The following is an 18,657-nucleotide window of genomic DNA, read 5'->3' on the forward strand; positions in this document are numbered from 1 at the left end:
CCAGATCAAACACGTATCCGCTCGATGACACACCGCTTTGACCCCTAGGATTCCCCCTATCACCTCACCGGTCTCATTCGACAGGAACCCCATGAGCGACACTTCCCCCTACGGCTTCGAGCTTGTGCGGCGTGGGTACGACCGCGCTCAGGTGGACGAACGCATCTCGAAGCTCGTCTCCGACCGTGACAGCGCTCTGGCCCGTATCACTGCTCTGGAAAAGCGCATCGAGGAGCTCCACCTCGAGACGCAGAACGCCCAGGCCCAGGTCAGCGACGCCGAGCCGTCGTACGCGGGTCTCGGCGCGCGCGTCGAGAAGATCCTCCGCCTCGCCGAGGAGGAGGCGAAGGACCTGCGCGAGGAGGCTCGTCGCGCGGCCGAGCAGCACCGTGAGCTCGCCGAGTCGGCGGCCCAGCAGGTGCGCAACGACGCAGAATCGTTCGCTGCGGAGCGCAAGGCCAAGGCGGAGGACGAGGGCGTCCGGATCGTCGAGAAGGCCAAGAGCGACGCCTCGCAGCTGCGCTCCGAGGCGCAGAAGGACGCGCAGTCCAAGCGCGAGGAGGCGGACGCCCTCTTCGAGGAGACCCGCGCCAAGGCCGCTCAGGCCGCCGCCGACTTCGAGACGAACCTCGCCAAGCGCCGCGAGCAGTCCGAGCGCGACCTGGCCTCGCGTCAGGCCAAGGCCGAGAAGCGCCTCGCGGAGATCGAGCACCGCGCGGAGCAGCTCCGCCTGGAGGCCGAGAAGCTGCGCACCGACGCCGAGCGCCGCGCCCGCCAGACGGTCGAGACGGCTCAGCGCCAGGCCGAGGACATCGTGGCCGACGCGAATGCCAAGGCCGACCGCATCCGTTCGGAATCCGAGCGCGAGCTCGCGGCCCTCACCAACCGCCGCGACTCGATCAACGCCCAGCTCACGAACGTCCGCGAGATGCTCGCGACGCTCACGGGCGCCGCGGTGGCCGCGGCCGGCACGCCGGCCGAGGACGAGCCGATCTCCCGCGGGGTTCCGGCCCAGCAGTCCCGGTAACTGCTCGACCGGTAGCGACAACCGAGGCCCGCACCCTCCGCCGGGGGTGCGGGCCTTTGTCGCAGGCACGAAGGGGGGCTGCCCTTGTAGCAGGGCTTCGGGGGCCCGTAAGGGGCGCGGGGCTGTGACGGCATGCGGCTCCGCCGCGTGGGCGCGACAAGCCACCACGGCGCAGCAGCCGGCCACGGCGAACAAGCGGCAGGCCCCCCTGCTCAAGTGGCACAGCCATTCGGCCCGACTTAGCGTGGCCGCATGATCGAGCTCGAGGGGCTGACCAAGCGGTACGGCGAGAAAGTGGCGGTGAACAACCTCACCTTCGCCGTCAGACCCGGCATCGTGACCGGCTTCCTCGGCCCCAACGGCGCCGGAAAGTCCACGACGATGCGGATGGTGCTCGGGCTCGACCACCCGACCGCCGGCGATGTCCGGATCGACGGTCAGCACTACGACCACCTGAGGGACCCGCTCAAATACATCGGCGCCCTGCTGGACGCCAAGGCCATGCACGGCGGCCGCAGCGCGTTCAATCACCTTCTCTGTCTCGCCCAGAGCAACGGCATCCCCAAGGCGCGCGTCCACGAGGTCCTCGACACGGTGGGGCTCACCCCGGTGGCGAACAAGAAGGCCAAGGGCTTCTCGCTCGGCATGGGCCAGCGGCTCGGCATCGCGGGCGCGCTCCTCGGCGACCCGCGGATCCTGATGTTCGACGAGCCGGTCAACGGGCTGGACCCCGAGGGCATCCACTGGATCCGCAATCTGATGAAGTCCCTCGCGACTCAGGGCCGTACGGTCTTCGTCTCCTCCCATCTCATGAGCGAGATGGCGCTGACCGCCGACCACATCGTCGTCATCGGCCAGGGCAGACTCCTCGCCGACACCTCCATGGCCGACTTCATCCAGCAGAACTCGCGGTCCTATGTCCGTATCCGCTCCCCTCAGCGCGAGCGGCTCCTCGACGTGCTGCACGGCGCCGGGATCACGGTCGTCGAGACGGGCAGCGGCACGCTCGAAGTGGACGGCGGCAAACCGGAGCACATCGGTGAGCTGGCCGCGCAGCACCACCTCGTGCTGCACGAGCTCAGCCCCCAACAGGCCTCCCTGGAGGAGGCGTTCATGCAGCTGACCGCGGAGTCGGTGGAGTACCACGCGCACGCCGACACCCCGCACACACCGGCCCCGCGGCCGGACCCGCAATGGGGCGGCGACTGGAGGAGGGGCTGACCATGGCGGCCACCCAGGTTCTCAAGTCGGAGTGGACCAAGATCCGGTCCGTCGCGTCCACCGTCTGGACGCTCAGTCTCGCCGCGGTCGTCACGATCGCCCTCGGCATCCTGATCTCGCTGCTGTCGAAGAACGAGTTCGACAAGATGCCCGTGCGGGAGCGGCTCTCCTTCGACCCGACGTTCATCAGCTTCGCGGGCATGACCCTCGGTCAGCTCGCGATGATCGTGTTCGGAGTACTGGTGGTGGGCAACGAGTACAGCACCGGCATGATCCGCACCTCGCTCGCCGCGGTCCCGCAGCGCGGCACGTTCCTGTTCAGCAAGATCGCGGTGGCGACGGGCCTCGCCCTCGTCGTCGGCATGATCACCAGCTTCGTCGCCTTCTTCCTGGGCCAGGCGGTGCTCGGCGCGCACAAGGCGTCCATCGGCGACCCGGGCGTGCTGCGCGCGGTGATCGGCGGCGGGCTCTACATGACGCTCATCGCCGTCTTCTCGATGGGCGTCGCGGCGATGCTGCGCAGTCCGATGCTCTCGCTGGGCATCCTGATGCCGTTCTTCTTCCTGATCTCCAACATCCTGGGCGCCGTATCCGCGACCAAGAAGGTCGGCCGCTATCTGCCCGACCAGGCCGGCAGCAAGATCATGCGGGTCGTGACCCCGATCGGCGACGACACTCCGTACGGACCCTGGGGCGGCCTCGCGATCATGGTGCTGTGGGTGGCCGCGGCGCTCATCGGGGGGTATGCGCTGCTCAAGAAACGGGACGCTTGAGACTGCGTGCGATCGCCCAAGAGCCCGGGCGCGTGACCTGACCCAAGAGCCCGGACGCGTGACCTGGCTCAGGAGCCGGGGCGCGTGACCTGCCCCTCGTCGGGCGGCGGCCGCTGGATCAGCCCGTCGAAGTCCGTCCAGCCCTCCCAGCGCCACACGTCCCGGTCCAGGTCCGGCTGGAGCGGCACGAAACGGCCGAGCTCGAAGTCGCCGCCCTCCAGGTCGAACCAGCGCTCGTCGGCGACCTCGGTGCCGAGACCCACGGTTCGCGCGGTCAGCCGCACGAGCAGCTTCACGCCGTACGACCCTGACAGGTCCTTGCCCTGGATGCGCCGGAACGGCAGCTCGGCCACCGGCGCCTCGACCGGTATCCACACGGTGAAGGGTGCCCCGCGCTCGACCGCGAGCCAGGACCGCTCGTCGGCCGGCTCGCCCTTCGCGTCCAGGACCCTCAGCCACTGCTTGTAGATGACGAGGCTGCCGTCGTGCGGGGAGCGTTCCAGGTAGCGCAGATGGGCCCGGGCGCGCAGGTCCACGACCGACAGATTGTCGAAGCGGTTGTAGAAGCGGACGGCGATGATCGCGTCCTCGCTGTTCGCGTGCAGCCGGGAGTAGCCGGGGAAGTCCGCGGTCCAGGCCTGCGAGATGCTGGCGCGCTGCCGCCAGACGAAGGGCCGCAGCGCGAACATCTTGATCAGGACGATGCCGAGGAGCACCGCGGGCACCAGGGAGCCGGTGACCGAGGCGAGCGTGGCGAGCAGCTGGTGCGCGGTGCTGTCCGCTTCGGGTTCGAGGTTGTCCGTGCCGACGCAGGCGCGCAGCACGGTGAGGCTGAGGTCGAAGAGCCGCTCCTCGTTCGAGAACCGCTCGGCCATCGACCGCGGCGAGTGCTCGGTCAGCGTCCAGGCGGTCGCGATGACCAGCGAGAGTCCGGCCAGCGCGCCGAGCGTCATCAGGAGCAGGGCGTGGACGGTGCGTCCGGCGATCCACCAGCGAACGGACGTACGGAAGCGCGGATGCGCCCGGCCCCGCCCCGGCTGTCTCGGTAAACCCAACTCGCCACCCCCGTAACCGACTTCTTCCCACTCGTACAATGGGACGGCATGATTCCCGGTGTCCGTTCCGGCCAACCCCGTCCAGACGGGGAGACCGGGCCCCGCCCCGGGTACATCTCGCGTGGAAGGCTGTGCCCGTATCGCGCGACCACCCCCCGAAGGGCGTCACCGTGACGACGAAGGACCGAAGCCTTGAGGCACTGGGCCTGGACGACGTGCCCGCCAAGAAGCCGCTCACCTATCCCGGCCGTCCCACCACCGAGCCCTCCCTGCTGACCGGCGGCGAGCTGCTCCAGCTCGACGTACGGCCGCTCAGGCTCGGCGAGTGGTACGTGGAGGAGCAGGAGGCGCAACAGCGGCTCGACGAAGCGCTCGCCGACCTCGGCCAGGTCGTCACCGGACGCCGTCACCCGGTCATCGCGGTCGGCTCGAACGCCTCCCCCGGGCAGGTCGCCCACAAGCTGACCCGGCTCGGCATCCCGGCGACGGTGCCGATGGTGCCGGTGCGCGTGCAGGGCATCGGGGTGGGCTGCTCGGGGCACATCAGCCCGGCGGGCTACGTGGCCGGGACGCCGTACGTCGACCGGGGCGCCGAGACCACGCTGGTGGTGACCTGGCTGGATTCGACGCAGTTGAAGGCGGTCGACGACACCGAGTTCCCGGACTACCGGCGGGCGATACTCCCGGGCGACACGTTCGCGATGACAATGCCGTCCGGGGAGCGGCTCGGCGGCGCCTACATCTACTTCAGCGCACACGGCGTGCTGGCCGACCCGGTCACGGGACAGCCCCGCCCCGGGGGTGGCGACCAGTCCGAGCTGCTCGCCTCGCTGCTCGCCGACTCCGCGCGGCTGCGCGAGCTGCTCGGCCCCGATCCGGCCACCTGGGTGCGGCGCGCCGGGGGCGACCGGTCGCTGCGCGAGCGGGGCACGCGGATCTTCGGCGAGGAGGGCTGGGTGCTGCCCCAGACCGACTTCCTGCCGTACGTCGACGAATCGGCGGAGCTGCGGCTGTACGACGACCTGCCGCCGCTGGACGACTCGCTGCCGTATCGGGTGTGAGGGTTCCGTTTCCGGCCTGACCAGGCACGACGGGTACCTGACAAAGGTAGGAGTGCGGGTAAGAGTCCTTACCCGATCTCTCCCCCGCATGACCTGCACTGTTTTACTTTCTCTTGAGTGGAACCGTCAGCGCCCCGATATCCTCCTAACCCTTACGGGGGCGTGCGCCCCGACGTCCTGAACCTTTCGATGGGTGCGGAGCATGATCGAGGCAGTCGGCCTGACGAAGCGCTACGGCGACAAGACAGCCGTGTACAACCTTTCCTTCCAGGTGCGGCCGGGCGCCGTCACCGGCTTCCTCGGCCCCAACGGCTCGGGCAAGTCGACCACGATGCGGATGATCCTCGGTCTGGACAACCCCACCTCGGGTGAGGTGACCATCGGCGGCTTCCCGTACCGCAAGCTGCCGAACGCGCCCCGCCAGGTCGGCGCGCTCCTCGACGCCAAGGCCGTGCACGGTGGCCGGCACGCCCGCAACCACCTGCTGTGCCTCGCCCAGCTGTCGGGCATCCCGGCCCGCCGCGTGGACGAGGTGCTCGGTGTCGTCGGGCTCCAGGACGTGGCCAGGAAGCGCTCCAAGGGCTTCTCGCTCGGCATGGGCCAGCGGCTCGGCATCGCCGCCGCGCTGCTCGGCGACCCGCAGGTGCTGCTCTTCGACGAGCCGGTCAACGGCCTCGACCCCGAGGGCATCCTCTGGGTGCGCAATCTGATGAAGTCCCTCGCGGCGGAGGGCCGTACGGTCTTCGTCTCCTCGCACCTGATGAGCGAGATGGCGCTGACCGCCGACCACCTGATCGTGATCGGGCGCGGCCAGCTGCTCGCCGACATGAACATCAAGGACTTCATCTCGCACAACTCGGCCGACTTCGCCCGGGTCCGCACCCCGGACACCGAGCCGCAGCAGCGCGAGAAGCTCACCGCCGCGCTGACCGAGGCGGGCGGCCAGGTGCTGCCCGAGCAGGACGGCGCGCTGCGCGTCACCGGCCTCGCGCTGCCCCGCATCAGCGACCTCGCGCACTCCGCCGACGTACGCCTGTGGGAGCTGTCTCCGCACCAGGCGTCGCTGGAGGAGGCCTACATGCGGATGACGCAGGGCGCCGTCGACTACCGCTCGACCATCGACCAGAAGGCCGGGCTCCAGCAGGAGCTGCCGCCGGGTGCCATGCCGCCGCAGCAGATGCCGGTGGCGGGTCAGGGCCAGCCGGGCTGGTACGCACCGCCGCCGCCCCAGCAGGGCGGGCAACCGTTCGCGATGCCGCAGGCACAGCCGGGCCCGTACGGCGCTCCCGGCGCCCCCGCCGCGGGTCAGCCGGGCCCGTACGGGGCTCCGGCCGCCCCGGCCGCTCCCGGTGCCGCGGACGCCAACCCGTACGCCCAGGCGGCGCCCCAGGCCCCCGCGCAGCCCGCCCAGGCTCCGGCGCAGCCGCCCGCCGCTCCCGCCGCCGCACCCGCCCCCGCCCTGACCAAGCCCGAGGACGCCCGATGAGCACGCCCCAGCCCCCGATGCCGCAGCAGGCCGTCGCTGCCCCCAACTGGCAGGCGGCGCCCGGCACTTCGTACACCTCACCGATCCCGATCACCCGCACCCACCTCGGTCACGCGCTCACCTCCGAGTGGACGAAGATCAAGTCGGTGCGCTCCACGATGTGGACGCTCGGCATCTTCCTGCTTCTGGTGATCGGCATCGGCTTCCTGGTCGCCGCGCAGACCACGAACTCCGACTTCACCGACGTCCCGTACACCATCCCGGCCTTCTTCGGCCTGATGCTCGGACAGATCTGCCTGATCACGCTGGGCGTCCTGGTGGTCTCCTCCGAGTACGGCACCGGCATGATCCGTACGACGTTCACGGCCTCGCCGCAGCGGCACCGGGTGCTCGCCGCGAAGCTGATCATCTTCTTCGCGGTGGCGTTCGTCGTGTCGGCCTTCGCGATCGGCCTGGTCGGCCTGATGACCTCGGGGATGCACGGCGGCTCCTCGGACGTCTCGTGGGGCGGCACCGTGGTCATGGGCGCGCTGTACGTCTCGCTGCTCGGTGTCCTCGCGCTCGCGGTGGGCTCGATGCTGCGCCACTCCGCCGGCGCGATCACCACGATGCTCGGTGTCGTGCTGGTGCCCGCGATCATGCCGGCGTTCCTGATGATGTCCGAGAGCATGCGCACGATCGGCGAGAAGATGCAGGAGTACAACGCTCCCAACGCCCTCGCGCGGATCTTCCAGCTGGACACGGAGAGCGGGCACGGGGGCGCGCAGCTCGGTCTGCTCGCCGGGGTGACGGCGGCGGCGATCGCCGGCGCCTTCGTGCTGCTGGAGCGCCGGGACGTCTGACCCAGCCCGGATCGACCTCTGAAGTCGCCCAGGACCTGGGCGCGTTGACCGCCTAGAACCTGGGCGCGTTACGGGACCGCTGCACCCGCGAGGTGCGGCGGTCCTTCGCGTTCCAGCAGGCCTTGTGCCAGTGGCGGCGGTCGTCGACGCCCGAGTGCTCAGGCCAGGCCACCACGTGCGGGACACCGGAGGGGATCATCTGGTCGCAGCCCGGGCAGCGGTAGGTCTTGCCCTCGGCGCTCGCGCCCGCCACGTGGCGCACGCTCCACTCCTCGCCCTGCCAGCTCTCCGTGGACTGCCAGCCGCCGTAACGGCCCGAGCGGTCCTCGTCCGCACTCCGACCGGACGAGTCGGCGGCCTTCGGACGGTTGCGACGCGGGGACACAGGACACCTCACGGAGCTATACAGGGAGCAGGGGCCATGTCCAGCCTACGCGGCACGCACAGGGGTACGCGTACTCCACCAACCCGCACAGATCACCCACCGGGCGGCCCATTTCGCAGACAATCCGCAAATCTCTCCGCCAGGCCGTGACTTCGGCACGTGTCATGCGGTTATGCCGGGTGGGGGAGCTCCGTGTCGGAGCCGAGGAAGCAGGAAGTGCGATGCACGTAGGAAGTTTTGTACTCGCGGCCCAGTTCCCGGGACAAGGCCAGGGGGAGACCCTCCACCGGGCGGTGCGGTCCGCCGAGGTCGCCGAGGAGGCCGGGCTCGACTCGGTATGGCTCGCCGAGCACCACTTCGTGCCGTACGGCACGTGCCCGTCGGCCGTCACGCTCGCCGCGTTCCTGCTCGGCCGCACCAGCCGCATCCGGGTCGGCACTGCGGTCAGCGTGCTGCCCACCGTCCACCCCGTCGCGCTCGGCGAGCAGGCCGCACTGCTGCATCTGACGTCCGGCGGACGGTTCTCGCTGGGCGTCGGACGCGGCGGCCCCTGGGTCGACCTCGAGGTCTTCGGTTCAGGACTGGAGGCGTACGAGAAGGGGTTCCCGGAATCACTCGATCTGCTGGTGCGCTGGCTGCGCGAGCCGTCCGTCCAGGGCACCTCGGAGCGGTTCAGCTTCCGTGAAGTCGCCGTCGTCCCCCGGCCGTCGGAGGCGCTGAGCGGCGGTCCCGGGCCCGAGGTCGTCGTCGCCTGCACCTCACCGGCGAGCGTGCGGCTCGCCGCCGAGCGCGGGCTGCCGATGCTCCTGGGGATGCATGTCGGGGACGAGGAGAAGGCCGAAATGGTCGCGCTGTGGCGGCAGTACGCGCACGCGGCCGGGCACCCGGCGGACGAGATCTTCGCGGCGGCTCATGTGTCCGCCGGTGTCTGCCAGATCGCCGACCGTCGCAGCGACGCCGTCGAGACGCTTCTCAAGGCGATGCCCGGCTGGCTGAAGCACGGGCTGGACGCCCATGTGACGGTCGACGGCCGCGCCCGCTCGATGCGGGACCCGCTGGCGTACACCGAACTGCTCTGCGGGCTGCACCCGGTGGGGACCCCCCGGCTGTGCGCCGACCGGCTCGCGGCGACCTCGGAGCGGACCGGCATCTCACGCTTCGCCCTGCTCGTCGAGGGCTCGGGCGACCTGGCGGCGACGGAGGAGAACGTACGCCGTCTCGGGGCCGAGGTGCTGCCGCACCTCAGGTGACCGGACACCGCCGGCCCACCGGGCCGTACGGCCGGTCCAACAGCCCGTCCAGCCCTCCCCCGGGCCGGACGCTCGGGGAGCTTGCCGCCCCAGTACAGATGCACCTCCCGCGTACGGAGCGGCAAGCAATGCGGCATCACCGCGTCAGCAGTCCCGGAACTCCGGGGACTGGTTCAGCAGCTGACTGCGGACCGAGGTGAAGCGTGCCAGCGTGTCGTCCACTGAGGCGTCCAGCGGGAACACCGCCACCCGGTGGCAGTTCTGAAAGGCCAGCCGCACTCCGAAGTGCCGCTGCAGCGCGCCGCGTATCGCGTCACTCGCGAGCGCACGCAGCAGCTGGCCACGTGCCTGCTCGTCCGGCGGAGGCGTCTGGTTGTCGGCGAAGTTGCCGCCGTCCACCTTCAGCTGGGCCACCAGGGAGCTGATCATCTCCCATGCGTAGGGCAGGGAGGTCCGGACGCAGTCGACGAAGTCAGCTTCGTCGACCTCGCCTCGCTCGGCCTGTTCGAGTAGGGCCGGTGAGACGTCGAGCGACATGGGTTCTCCTCTCGCACCCCCAGACCTCGGGGGTTGCCGGACAGGGATAGGGAATTCGCGATATCGAACACGCTGAGTACACGCATCGCGACCTCCCGTTTATACGGTAAGCAACGGACGGTGACGGCACCAGGAGAATGCGCACATAGCGAACTCCCAGTAGGCCCACAATCAGCCACTACCGAACAGGCTTCTTCCAGGAAGAAAGGGGCGGGGCCGGAGGGCCCTCGGTTGAGGGTGGCGGTGGGGGGACGAGGGATAAAAGGTGTGAACCGCAGGTTCTCCGTCAGGGTGGTGGTGGGCGACGGGTGGGAGAATCGCGCGCACCACCGCCCGTCGAGTAGCGTTGCCGACCATGCGTCTCGTCATTGCCCGCTGTTCCGTGGACTACGCGGGCCGGCTCACCGCCCATCTCCCGTCGGCCCCCCGTCTGATCCTCGTGAAGGCGGACGGCAGCGTCTCGATCCACGCGGACGACCGGGCCTACAAGCCCCTCAACTGGATGTCGCCGCCCTGCACGCTGAAGGAGGGTTCCGGCGACGAGGAGGGCGTCTGGACCGTCATCAACAAGGCGGGCGAGAAGCTCATCATCACGATGGAGGAGATCCTCCACGATTCCTCGCACGAATTGGGCGTGGACCCCGGCCTGATCAAGGACGGCGTGGAAGCACACCTTCAGGAGCTCCTCGCGGACCGCATCGAGACCCTCGGCGAGGGCTACTCGCTCATCCGCCGCGAGTACATGACGGCCATCGGCCCGGTCGACATCCTGTGCCGGGACGCCGGCGGGCAGACCGTCGCCGTGGAGATCAAGCGGCGCGGTGAGATCGACGGCGTGGAGCAACTCACGCGCTATCTGGAGCTGTTGAACCGCGACCCGCACCTCGCGCCGGTCCGCGGCATCTTCGCCGCCCAGGAGATCAAGCCGCAGGCCCGCGTTCTCGCCACCGACCGCGGCATCGGCTGCGCGGTGCTGGACTACAACGCGCTGCGCGGGATCGAGGACGACAAGCTGCGGTTGTTCTGACCGTACGTACGACGACAGCAGAGGGCCGGGTCCGCAACATCGGACCCGGCCCTCTGGCGTCGTACGGTCAGATCACCGCGCCGCTCGGCGACGTGGCCGCGCTGCTGCTGGCGGGCACGCTGCTCTCCGATGCGCTGGCGGTGGTGCTCGCCGGGGCGCTGCTCGACGCGGGGCCGCTCGCGGAGTCCGACGTGGACGGCGCCGTCGCGGTGGGCGTCGGCGTCTCGGAAGGCGTGTCCGACGGCGTGCCCGACGGCGTCTGACTCGGCGTCGACGAAGGCGTCTGCGAAGGCGTCTTGGAGGGCGACTTCGACGGACTCTTGGACGGCGACTTCGACGGCGTACCCGAAGTCTTCGTCCCACTCGGATCGTCGGACGGCTCCCCGCTGCCCGTGCTCGTCGGCGTCGGATCGTCCGACGTCCCGTACGTGCCGTCCGGACCCGGGTCCGTGGGCGTCGCCACGACACCCGTGTCGGAGTCGCCGCCCTTCTTCGCCTTGTCCGCGCCCAGGCTGTCGTCGTCGCTGCCCTGGCTGGCCGAGGGGTTGACGCCGACCTTCTCGGACGGGGTGTCGTTGTTGTGGTCCGAGGTCGCGCCGAGCGTCACCACGGTGCCGAGCACCGCGGCGAGGAGCGCGCCCGCGCCCGCGGCCACCAGATTGCGCCGGGTACCGCTCACCAAGCGGCCCGCGACGCCCGATCGCTTCGGCGCGGGGCGGCCGGGGTCGGCCCGGTGGGTGACCAGCGTGGAGGGCTCGCCGGGGGGTTCGGCCATCGTGAAGGCGGCCGGTACGCCACCGGGCGGCGACGCCGACTCCTCGTACCGGGCGTCGGGCACCTCCTCCCCCACGGTGGACCCGAGGCCGGGTGTGTCACCGGAGCGGTCGGCGACGAGCGCGAGGGCGCGGCGGCCCGCGACCGTGCCGCGCTTGTCGGCGAGGGCGCCGCGCAGCCCGATGGAGGCCTCCAGCTCGGCGCGGGCCCGGTCCAGCTGGCCGGCGCAGAGCGCGAGGATGCCCAACTCATGGTGGAAGTAGGCCTGTTCGCCGACCTCGCCGGAGAGCCGGGAGGCCTCGGCGCCGGAGCGCAGCGCGCGCTCCCAGGCGCTCCAGTGCAGGCCCGCGGCGAACGCGGGCGCGGCTGTGCGGGCCAGCCGCACGGCGACGCTCTCGTCCTCCTCGCCGAGCGGGGCCGTGGTGAGCGGCACCAGCACGGTGAGGGCGGCGAGCAGCGCGTCGGCCTCGGCGCAGACCCGCTCCGGGGTGACCGAGGGGTGCCCGGCCCACCAGCTGTAGTGCTGGGCCGCGGCGCGGGCCTGCTCCTCGATGCCGTCCGCGTATCCGGCGGTTTCCAGCTGGGCCAGCACTCCGGCGGCGAGCCGGTAGCGCGAGCCGACCGGGGAGACCAGCGCGCAGCTCGCCAGTTCGGCGAGTGCGGCGTCGGCGTGGGTGTCGCCCACGAGGGCGGGCAGGTGCGCCTGGTGCGGCACCTCGCCGCCGAGCGCGACCGCGAACCGCAGGGTGGCGCGGGCCGAGTCGCTCAGCCGGGAGGCGAGCAGCGCGGCGGGCGCGGCCCCTTCGGCGAGCGACGGCAGCGGTACCTCGTGGCCGTCCTCGGCGTCGAAGGGCGCGTCGACCGGCACTTCCTGGAAGACGCCGAACTCGTCGACGGCGCCCTCGCTGGCCCGCAGCTGGTCGCGCTGCCGCAGCAGCGCTCCGGCCTGCATGAAGCGCAGGGGAAGGCCCTCGGACTCGAACCAGAGGTCTCCCGCCCAGTTCGACTCGTCCTCGGTCAGGACACGTCCGACGGCGCGCTCCAGGAGTTCGAGGCCCCCGCTGCGGTCGAGCCCGCCCAGGAACACCTCTTCGAGGAGGGAGTCGGTGGACGGCGCGGGGACGTCGGGCGTCGCACTGATGAGGAAGGCGCACTCGGGGGTGGCGTCGAGCAACTCGTCCAGCGCGCTGCCGCCGAACTCCACGTCGTCGAGGACGACGACCGCGCCGATCTCATGGACGAACCGGTGCAGTTCGTCCCGTTCCGGGCGGTGCAGCGGCGTGTTGTAGACGGCGGCGAAGAGGTCGTGCAGCAGATCGCTCGGCGTGCGCCGGTAGCCGGAGAGGCGTACGACGCCGTCGGGTGCGAGGTCCGCGCAGTCCTCGGCGACCGCGTCGAGCAGGCTGGTGCGGCCCGAGCCGGAGGGTCCGGTGAGGCGTACCGAGCGCCCGCGCGCGAGGAGGCGCACGAGCCGCTCGCGCACCTCCTGGCGCTCCAGGAGTGGCAGCCGGGGCTGCGCCGGACCCGGTGGGACGGGCGGCTGGGCCGCGCGGGCCAGCTCGACGCGCTCGGCGGCGCTGAACTTCACCGGCGGCCGCGGCCGCTCGTGCGGCGGGCAGTTCTCGATCTCGCTGCCGTCGACGGGGTTGACGGTGAGCAGGAAGTCGCCCGAGACGAGCTGAACCGTGCGGGCGAGCGCGGGCGAATGCTGGCCCAGGTCGGCTGTGAGCGGGTCACGCGGCGGGCGCGAGCGAGGCGCCTGGCCGTCGTCATCATGGCCGTACTCTTCGGGTCCCCGGTTGTTCGGGTCCATGTGTTCCAAGCCCCCCAAAAGCGTCGTGTGCCGAGCCCCTCCCGGCCTTGCTGCACACCGCGCTGTCGCTTCTGGTCCGGTGCCCGCTCGCAGGGTTTCGGGTGGCGGGCAGCCGAACCCTAAACCTTCGCACAGTATCTACGAACCGCCGGGGTACCGCGCCGTCCGAGACGTCACAGCTTCGTGAGGATTGTGCGCGTGGTGCCTTTCGCACGCCGGTCAGGACGCGTGTACGAAGTGTCACCCCCGAGGCGGTGACACGCCCCCGGTCACTCAGACCCGGGGCAGGGAGTCCACCCCGATGCCGCCCTCGATCGCCAGGATCCGGTGCAGCCGGGTGGCGACCAGCAGGCGCTGCATCTGAAGTGGCACGCCGCGCAGCACGAGCCGTCGGCCGCACCGCCCGGCCCGTCGGTGGGCCCCCATGATGACACCGAGCCCGGTGGCGTCCCAGGAGTCCAGCTCGGACAGGTCCAGCACCAGGTCGCCGACTCCGTCGTCGACGGCCGAGTGCAGGACGGTACGGGCGTCCGCCGCGCTGCGTACGTCGAGGCGGCCCCCGACGACCAGCTCGGCGTGGTCGCCCCTGATGTACATATGCGCTCCCCGAGAGTGCGTCTCGTACTCCGCGTGTGTCTGTTCGCGTTCGTGTCTGTCTGTTGTGCACGGTCTGACTGCCTGAAGGCCGCAGAAGTTGCCGTCTGTAAGCGAACCGATACCGAATTCACCTCATGGAGTGATACTCCAGCGGCGCGTGCGGTTTCCGTGCAGGGTGCGGCGCCCGTGTCCGGGCGCCGCAGAATCGTTCTCAGTGCTTGTAGAAGCCCTGCCCGCTCTTGCGCCCGATGTCACCAGCGTCAACCATCCGGCGCATCAGCTCCGGCGGGGCGAACTTCTCGTCCTGGGTCTCGGTGTAGATGTTGCTGGTGGCGTGCAGCAGGATGTCGACGCCCGTCAGGTCGGCGGTGGCCAGGGGGCCCATGGCGTGGCCGAAGCCCAGCTTGCAGGCGAGGTCGATGTCCTCGGCCGTGGCCACGCCCGACTCGTACAGCTTCGTCGCCTCGACGACGAGCGCCGAGATGAGACGGGTCGTCACAAAACCGGCGACGTCGCGGTTGACGACGATGCAGGTCTTGCCGACGGACTCGGCGAACGCCCGCGCGGTGGCCAGCGTTTCGTCGCTCGTCTTGTAGCCGCGCACCAGCTCGACGAGCTGCATCATCGGCACCGGCGAGAAGAAGTGCACGCCGACGACCCGCTCGGGGTGCTCGGTGGCCGCCGCGATCTTGGTGATCGGGATGGCGGAGGTGTTGGAGGCGAGCACCGCGTCGTCGCGGACGATCTTGTCGAGCGTCCGGAAGATCTCGTGCTTGACCTCGAGCTTTTCGAAGACGGCCTCGACGACGATGTCGGCGTCGGCGGCCGCGTCCAGGTCGGTGGTGGCGGTGATGCGCGCGAGTGCCGCGTCCGCGTCCGCGGCTTCCAGCTTGCCCTTGCTCACGAACTTGTCGTACGAGGCCCTGATGCCGTCGAGGCCACGGGTCAGCGCCTCGTCGGTGACATCGCGCAGGACGACGTCCCAGCCCGCCTGGGCGGAGACCTGGGCGATACCGGACCCCATGAGTCCGGCTCCGATGACCGCGAGCTTCCGTGCCACTCCGACTCCCCTTAACACGCTGCTTAAGTTGCCTCTTCGGCGGACCTTAGCGCTCGGGCGTGCCTGTGTGACCGGTAAGTAATGCGCGTCACGTCTCATCTGACGGACATCACACCGGCGTGGGTCATTCCACCGCCCGTACGGCGTAGTTGAGGACCTTCTCGCTCAACAGCTCCTCCATGTCGTCGAGGAGAACGAGCACTTCACGGGACACTTCGTCCGGATTGCGACCGGCCATCATCTCTCGTCCGATGACGGACAGAACGGTCTGGTGGACCCAGTTGATCTGGCCCGCGATCAGGCCGGGCAGCGGGTCGCCCGCGGACGCACCGGTCTCCTCGCGCAGCGCCTCCTCCAGCTTGTCGACGACCTCCTGGCCGATCTCCCACAGCCGCGAGCGGAGCGCGGCGCTCTCCCACTTCATGCCGCTCCGCTATCTGCTGGACGCGGTGCGCGACGCGTACGTGAGCTCGTACGCCACGGCTCACATGCTGTACGGCGTTCTGGTCGCCCTCGGCTTCACGGCGCTCGCCGTGACGGTGGGCACACGAGTCTTCCGGAAGGCCGGAGCGAAACTACGCTGACCTCATGGTCAATCTGACGCGCATCTACACCAGGACCGGCGACCAGGGCACCACCGCCCTCGGCGACATGAGCAGGGTCGCCAAGACCGACCTGCGGATCTCGGCGTACGCGGACGCCAACGAGGCGAACGCGGTGATCGGGACGGCGATCGCGCTCGGCGGCCTGGACGAGGAAATCGTCAAGGTGCTCACCCGCGTCCAGAACGATCTGTTCGACGTGGGCGCGGACCTGTCGACGCCGGTGGTCGAGAACCCGCAGTTCCCTCCGCTGCGGGTGGAGCAGTTCTACATCGACAAGCTGGAGGCGGACTGCGACCGCTTCAACGAGCGGCTGGAGAAGCTGCGCTCCTTCATCCTGCCCGGCGGCACACCCGGCGCGGCGCTGCTGCACCAGGCGTGCACGGTCGTCCGACGGGCCGAGCGCTCCACCTGGGCGGCCCTGGAGGCGCACGGACAGGTCATGAATCCGCTCACCGCGACCTACCTCAACCGGCTATCGGACCTGCTGTTCATCCTGGCCCGTACGGCCAACGGTGAGGTCGGGGACGTGCTGTGGGTCCCGGGCGGGGAGCGCTGACGCCGGGGCCTTCTTCGGCCACAGCGCGTAGGTGAGGGCGACCAGGCCGTGGATCGCCGTCGCGCGCAACGCCACCCACTGGAAGGACCGCAGCGACTCCGTGTCGCCGTCGCCCACGTACCAGATCGCGGCCTGCAGAAGGGCACAGGCAACGGCGGCCGCCAGCAGCGTACGCAGCCACAGCCTGCCCTCGTGCCTGGCTCGGGCCGTCCCGTAGCGGGGCGGCCTCGCCGGGGGCGGGCCCCCGGCGAGCCGGTGTGCGGCGTGACCGTCGAGCCAGCGGATCGTGTAGTGGCCGTAGGCCACGGTGTAGCCGATGTACAGGGCGGCGAGGCCGTGCTCCCATCCCGGCTTCGCGCCGTTCTTGAGGTCGACGGCGGTGACTACGAACAGGACCACCTCCAGCAACGGCTCGCACAACAGCAGCGCCAGGCTCGTGCGGCGCCACTTCACCAGGTACCGAACGGCCAGCCCGGCGGCCAGCAGCACCCAGAAACCGACCTCGCACGCGACGATCAACCCGACGATCACGGTTCGCTCCTCTCGATCCCCTTTCCAGGCTTCCGGCGCTGGGCACCGGAATCGTCGTCGGCGGTGACGAAGTCGGGGTACATCGAAAGATGCAGTTCCGGACCCTTCCCGGGAAGCAGGCGGACGGCCCGTGCGCCGTGTTGGATGGACGCATGGCCGTACGACTCCCCCGCCCGCACCGCGACGACGTGCGCATCGCGGTCGGTGGACTGTTCGGCGGGCTGCTGCTGTGGGTCCTCGGACTCGGCCCACGCGAGGCCACGGACAGCCTCGTCCTGCTGCCGCAGCGCTGGGCCCTGCTGGTGCCGCTGTTCGTGACGGCCGGCTGCGAGCTGCTGCGCCGCACCCGGCCCAGACCGGCCCTGCTGATCGGCACGGCCGCGCTGGTAGCGGACACGGTGACGCAGGGCAGCGTGGTCACGGTCGTGATGTTCACCGACCTCATGTACGCGGCCGTCCTGTACGGCACCCCCGCCTCCGCCCGACGCCTGCCCTGGATCACCGGACTGCTCACGGTGATCGGCGCGGTGGTGCCCCTCATGCTCTGGCGCGACCCCCAGGCCTTGCTGATCGGCGTGGGCGTCGGCGTGGTGGCGCTCGCGCCCGCCGCCACCGGCTGGGTGGTCCGCAACCACCGCGACACCGCCATCGCCGAACGCCTGCGCGCCGAACAGACCGCCCTGCTCGCCGAGATGGACCGCACCCAGGCGGTCTCCGCCGAACGGGCCCGCATGGCACGGGAGTTGCACGACATGGTCGCCAACCACCTGTCCGCCATCGCCATCCACTCCACCGCCGCGCTCTCCCTCGACGACCCGAAGACATCCAAGGAAGCCCTCTCCGTCATCCGCGAGAACAGCGTCGACGGACTCGCGGAGATGCGCCGGCTGATCGGCATCCTGCGCGACGGCAGCGGCGACCACGAGCCGACCGCGGCCCCCACCCTCGACGGACTCGGCGCGCTGGTGGAGAGCGCCCGCGCCAACGGACTCGATGTCGTGCTGGAGACCGACCACGCCGACGGACTCCCCGCACCGGTCGAGCTGGCGGCATACCGCATCGTCCAGGAATCCCTGACCAACGCCCTCAAGCACGCCTCCCCCGGCACGGTCACGGTGGGCGTCGCCCAGCGGGACGGCTCCCTGACGGCGTGCGTCACCAGTCCGTACGGCGACGGGGACGGGCCGCGGGCCCCGGGGTCGGGCGCCGGTCTGGTCGGCATGCGGGAGCGGGTCGCGCTGCTGCAGGGCAGCTTCGAGGCCGGCCCCGAGGACTCCCCCACCGCCAAGATCTGGGCCGTACGCGCCACCCTGCCCCTGACCCAAGGAGAATCCGCATGATCCGGGTGCTCGTCGCCGAGGACCAGTCCGCGGTACGCGCCGGGCTCGTCCTCATCCTGCGCAGCGCGCCCGACATCGAGGTGGTCGGCGAGGCGGAGAACGGGGAGCGGGCGGTCGCGCTGGCCCGTGAACTACGGCCGGATCTCATCCTGATGGACGTCCAGATGCCCCGCCTCGACGGGGTGTCCGCCACCCGCCAGGTCGTCGCCGAGCAGCTCGCCGACGTCCTTGTGCTCACCACCTTCGACCTCGACGAGTACGTCTTCGGGGCGCTGCGCGCGGGCGCCTCCGGCTTCCTGCTGAAGAACACCGAGGCCAAGGATCTGCTGGAGGCGGTACGGACGGTGGCGCGCGGGGAGGGACTCATCGCCCCGGCCGTCACCCGCCGGCTGATCGCGGAGTTCGCCGCGAAGCCCGTACGGGAGCCGACGGCCGATCCGTCCGTCCTGGACGCCCTCACCCGACGGGAGCGCGAGGTGCTGTCCTGTCTCGGGCAGGGGCTCTCCAACGCGGAGATCGCGGCCCGTCTCGACATGGCGGAGGCGACCGTGAAGACCCACGTCAGCCGCCTGCTGGGGAAGCTGGAGCTGCGGAGCAGGGTCCAAGCGGCCGTGCTGGCACAGGAGTTGGGCGTGTAACAAGTAACGACAAGCAGCCGCCACAGTGGTCTGGACCTATTGACCTATGGTCCAGACCTTTCTATTGTCCACCGCACCT

At 70.5% G+C, this 18,657-nt stretch carries 18 protein-coding genes and 2 pseudogenes; 12 read left to right on the plus strand and 8 right to left on the minus strand.

Annotated features, from left to right (window positions below; translation table 11 throughout):
- The first annotated feature begins 91 nt into the window (after positions 1-91).
- The 3 genes from ACZ4RZ_RS00240 (at position 92) to ACZ4RZ_RS00250 (ending at position 3,021) form a co-directional block, all read left to right on the plus strand.
- Entirely contained in the window at positions 92-1,027 is a 936-nt protein-coding gene (locus ACZ4RZ_RS00240; protein WP_351836429.1) for a coiled-coil domain-containing protein, read from the plus strand.
- Between the two features lie 252 nt (positions 1,028-1,279).
- A complete protein-coding gene (locus ACZ4RZ_RS00245) occupies positions 1,280-2,248 on the plus strand; it encodes an ABC transporter ATP-binding protein (protein WP_467740536.1) in 969 nt (322 codons plus the stop codon).
- Positions 2,249-2,250: 2 nt separating this feature from the next.
- Positions 2,251-3,021: an ABC transporter permease gene (locus ACZ4RZ_RS00250; protein ID WP_467740538.1), complete on the plus strand. Its 771-nt coding sequence runs from the start codon at positions 2,251-2,253 to the stop codon at positions 3,019-3,021.
- A 68-nt stretch (positions 3,022-3,089) separates the two neighbouring features.
- On the opposite strand, the gene ACZ4RZ_RS00255 is transcribed toward ACZ4RZ_RS00250, so the two are convergent.
- Positions 3,090-4,076 carry a hypothetical protein gene (locus tag ACZ4RZ_RS00255; protein ID WP_467740540.1) on the minus strand — a complete coding sequence of 329 codons (987 nt, stop codon included), beginning with the start codon at positions 4,074-4,076 and terminating at the stop codon, positions 3,090-3,092.
- A 170-nt stretch (positions 4,077-4,246) separates the two neighbouring features.
- Here ACZ4RZ_RS00255 and ACZ4RZ_RS00260 point away from each other — a divergent pair, with 170 nt between their 5' ends.
- The 3 genes from ACZ4RZ_RS00260 to ACZ4RZ_RS00270 all read left to right on the plus strand — a co-directional run bounded on the left by ACZ4RZ_RS00260 (position 4,247) and on the right by ACZ4RZ_RS00270 (position 7,465).
- Positions 4,247-5,137: a hypothetical protein gene (locus ACZ4RZ_RS00260; RefSeq protein WP_467740542.1), complete on the plus strand. Its 891-nt coding sequence runs from the start codon at positions 4,247-4,249 to the stop codon at positions 5,135-5,137.
- Between the two features lie 202 nt (positions 5,138-5,339).
- Positions 5,340-6,623 (plus strand): ABC transporter ATP-binding protein, encoded by a 1,284-nt coding sequence (locus ACZ4RZ_RS00265; protein WP_467740544.1) that lies wholly within the window; start codon positions 5,340-5,342, stop codon positions 6,621-6,623.
- Entirely contained in the window at positions 6,620-7,465 is an 846-nt protein-coding gene (locus ACZ4RZ_RS00270) for an ABC transporter permease (protein ID WP_467740546.1), read from the plus strand. Before ACZ4RZ_RS00265 ends, ACZ4RZ_RS00270 begins: the two co-directional genes overlap by 4 nt.
- Before the next feature lie 52 nt (positions 7,466-7,517).
- Here ACZ4RZ_RS00270 and ACZ4RZ_RS00275 read toward each other — a convergent pair whose 3' ends face one another.
- Entirely contained in the window at positions 7,518-7,850 is a 333-nt protein-coding gene (locus ACZ4RZ_RS00275) for an ATP/GTP-binding protein (RefSeq protein WP_467740548.1), read from the minus strand.
- 221 nt (positions 7,851-8,071) lie between these two features.
- Here ACZ4RZ_RS00275 and ACZ4RZ_RS00280 point away from each other — a divergent pair, with 221 nt between their 5' ends.
- Complete coding sequence (locus tag ACZ4RZ_RS00280) at positions 8,072-9,100, plus strand: LLM class flavin-dependent oxidoreductase (RefSeq protein WP_467740550.1); 1,029 nt, start codon at positions 8,072-8,074, stop codon at positions 9,098-9,100.
- Between the two features lie 144 nt (positions 9,101-9,244).
- Here the strand turns inward: ACZ4RZ_RS00280 and ACZ4RZ_RS00285 are convergent, their stop codons facing one another.
- Positions 9,245-9,637: an SCO5389 family protein gene (locus ACZ4RZ_RS00285; RefSeq protein ID WP_362024148.1), complete on the minus strand. Its 393-nt coding sequence runs from the start codon at positions 9,635-9,637 to the stop codon at positions 9,245-9,247.
- Positions 9,638-9,992: 355 nt separating this feature from the next.
- On the opposite strand from ACZ4RZ_RS00285, the gene nucS reads away from it, so the two are divergent.
- On the plus strand, positions 9,993-10,664 hold the full coding sequence (gene nucS, locus ACZ4RZ_RS00290; RefSeq protein WP_467740552.1) for an endonuclease NucS: 672 nt from the start codon (positions 9,993-9,995) through the stop codon (positions 10,662-10,664).
- A gap of 67 nt (positions 10,665-10,731) precedes the next feature.
- Here nucS and ACZ4RZ_RS00295 read toward each other — a convergent pair whose 3' ends face one another.
- The 4 genes and pseudogenes from ACZ4RZ_RS00295 to ACZ4RZ_RS00310 all read right to left on the minus strand — a co-directional run.
- Positions 10,732-13,251, minus strand: a complete 2,520-nt coding sequence (locus ACZ4RZ_RS00295) for an ATP-binding protein (protein ID WP_467740554.1) — start codon at positions 13,249-13,251, stop codon at positions 10,732-10,734.
- A gap of 273 nt (positions 13,252-13,524) precedes the next feature.
- Complete coding sequence (locus ACZ4RZ_RS00300; RefSeq protein ID WP_467740556.1) at positions 13,525-13,848, minus strand: STAS domain-containing protein; 324 nt, start codon at positions 13,846-13,848, stop codon at positions 13,525-13,527.
- 211 nt (positions 13,849-14,059) lie between these two features.
- Positions 14,060-14,908 carry a 3-hydroxyacyl-CoA dehydrogenase family protein gene (locus ACZ4RZ_RS00305; RefSeq protein WP_467740558.1) on the minus strand — a complete coding sequence of 283 codons (849 nt, stop codon included), beginning with the start codon at positions 14,906-14,908 and terminating at the stop codon, positions 14,060-14,062.
- A gap of 124 nt (positions 14,909-15,032) precedes the next feature.
- Positions 15,033-15,323: pseudogene (locus tag ACZ4RZ_RS00310) on the minus strand (TetR/AcrR family transcriptional regulator); the annotation flags it as partial.
- Between ACZ4RZ_RS00310 and ACZ4RZ_RS00315 the strand changes: the two are divergent.
- Positions 15,319-15,492 (plus strand): annotated as a pseudogene (locus ACZ4RZ_RS00315) (ABC transporter permease); the annotation flags it as partial. The pseudogenes ACZ4RZ_RS00310 and ACZ4RZ_RS00315 sit on opposite strands and share 5 nt — an antisense overlap.
- Before the next feature lie 4 nt (positions 15,493-15,496).
- Positions 15,497-16,069 carry a cob(I)yrinic acid a,c-diamide adenosyltransferase gene (locus ACZ4RZ_RS00320; RefSeq protein ID WP_467740560.1) on the plus strand — a complete coding sequence of 191 codons (573 nt, stop codon included), beginning with the start codon at positions 15,497-15,499 and terminating at the stop codon, positions 16,067-16,069.
- On the opposite strand, the gene ACZ4RZ_RS00325 is transcribed toward ACZ4RZ_RS00320, so the two are convergent.
- On the minus strand, positions 15,986-16,600 hold the full coding sequence (locus ACZ4RZ_RS00325) for a hypothetical protein (protein WP_467740562.1): 615 nt from the start codon (positions 16,598-16,600) through the stop codon (positions 15,986-15,988). The two genes, ACZ4RZ_RS00320 and ACZ4RZ_RS00325, sit on opposite strands and share 84 nt — an antisense overlap.
- Before the next feature lie 152 nt (positions 16,601-16,752).
- Between ACZ4RZ_RS00325 and ACZ4RZ_RS00330 the strand changes: the two genes are divergently transcribed.
- Entirely contained in the window at positions 16,753-17,940 is a 1,188-nt protein-coding gene (locus tag ACZ4RZ_RS00330) for a sensor histidine kinase (protein ID WP_467740564.1), read from the plus strand.
- Positions 17,937-18,578, plus strand: coding sequence for a response regulator (locus ACZ4RZ_RS00335; protein WP_467740566.1), 642 nt, complete (start codon positions 17,937-17,939; stop codon positions 18,576-18,578). Before ACZ4RZ_RS00330 ends, ACZ4RZ_RS00335 begins: the two co-directional genes overlap by 4 nt.
- The last annotated feature ends 79 nt before the right edge of the window (positions 18,579-18,657 follow it).

This window comes from Streptomyces sp. NPDC027189 (assembly GCF_055566975.1).

Bases quoted from the DNA above. Each gene is read 5' to 3' on its own strand.
- ACZ4RZ_RS00240 (WP_351836429.1), top strand. From the start codon at position 92: ATGAGCGACACTTCCCCCTACGGCTTCGAGCTTGTGCGGCGTGGGTAC.
- ACZ4RZ_RS00245 (WP_467740536.1), top strand. From the start codon at position 1,280: ATGATCGAGCTCGAGGGGCTGACCAAGCGGTACGGCGAGAAAGTGGCG.
- ACZ4RZ_RS00250 (WP_467740538.1), top strand. From the start codon at position 2,251: ATGGCGGCCACCCAGGTTCTCAAGTCGGAGTGGACCAAGATCCGGTCC.
- ACZ4RZ_RS00265 (WP_467740544.1), top strand. From the start codon at position 5,340: ATGATCGAGGCAGTCGGCCTGACGAAGCGCTACGGCGACAAGACAGCC.
- ACZ4RZ_RS00270 (WP_467740546.1), top strand. From the start codon at position 6,620: ATGAGCACGCCCCAGCCCCCGATGCCGCAGCAGGCCGTCGCTGCCCCC.
- ACZ4RZ_RS00280 (WP_467740550.1), top strand. From the start codon at position 8,072: ATGCACGTAGGAAGTTTTGTACTCGCGGCCCAGTTCCCGGGACAAGGC.
- ACZ4RZ_RS00285 (WP_362024148.1), bottom strand. From the start codon at position 9,637: ATGTCGCTCGACGTCTCACCGGCCCTACTCGAACAGGCCGAGCGAGGC.
- nucS (WP_467740552.1), top strand. From the start codon at position 9,993: ATGCGTCTCGTCATTGCCCGCTGTTCCGTGGACTACGCGGGCCGGCTC.
- ACZ4RZ_RS00295 (WP_467740554.1), bottom strand. From the start codon at position 13,251: ATGGACCCGAACAACCGGGGACCCGAAGAGTACGGCCATGATGACGAC.
- ACZ4RZ_RS00300 (WP_467740556.1), bottom strand. From the start codon at position 13,848: ATGTACATCAGGGGCGACCACGCCGAGCTGGTCGTCGGGGGCCGCCTC.
- ACZ4RZ_RS00320 (WP_467740560.1), top strand. From the start codon at position 15,497: ATGGTCAATCTGACGCGCATCTACACCAGGACCGGCGACCAGGGCACC.
- ACZ4RZ_RS00330 (WP_467740564.1), top strand. From the start codon at position 16,753: ATGGCCGTACGACTCCCCCGCCCGCACCGCGACGACGTGCGCATCGCG.
- ACZ4RZ_RS00335 (WP_467740566.1), top strand. From the start codon at position 17,937: ATGATCCGGGTGCTCGTCGCCGAGGACCAGTCCGCGGTACGCGCCGGG.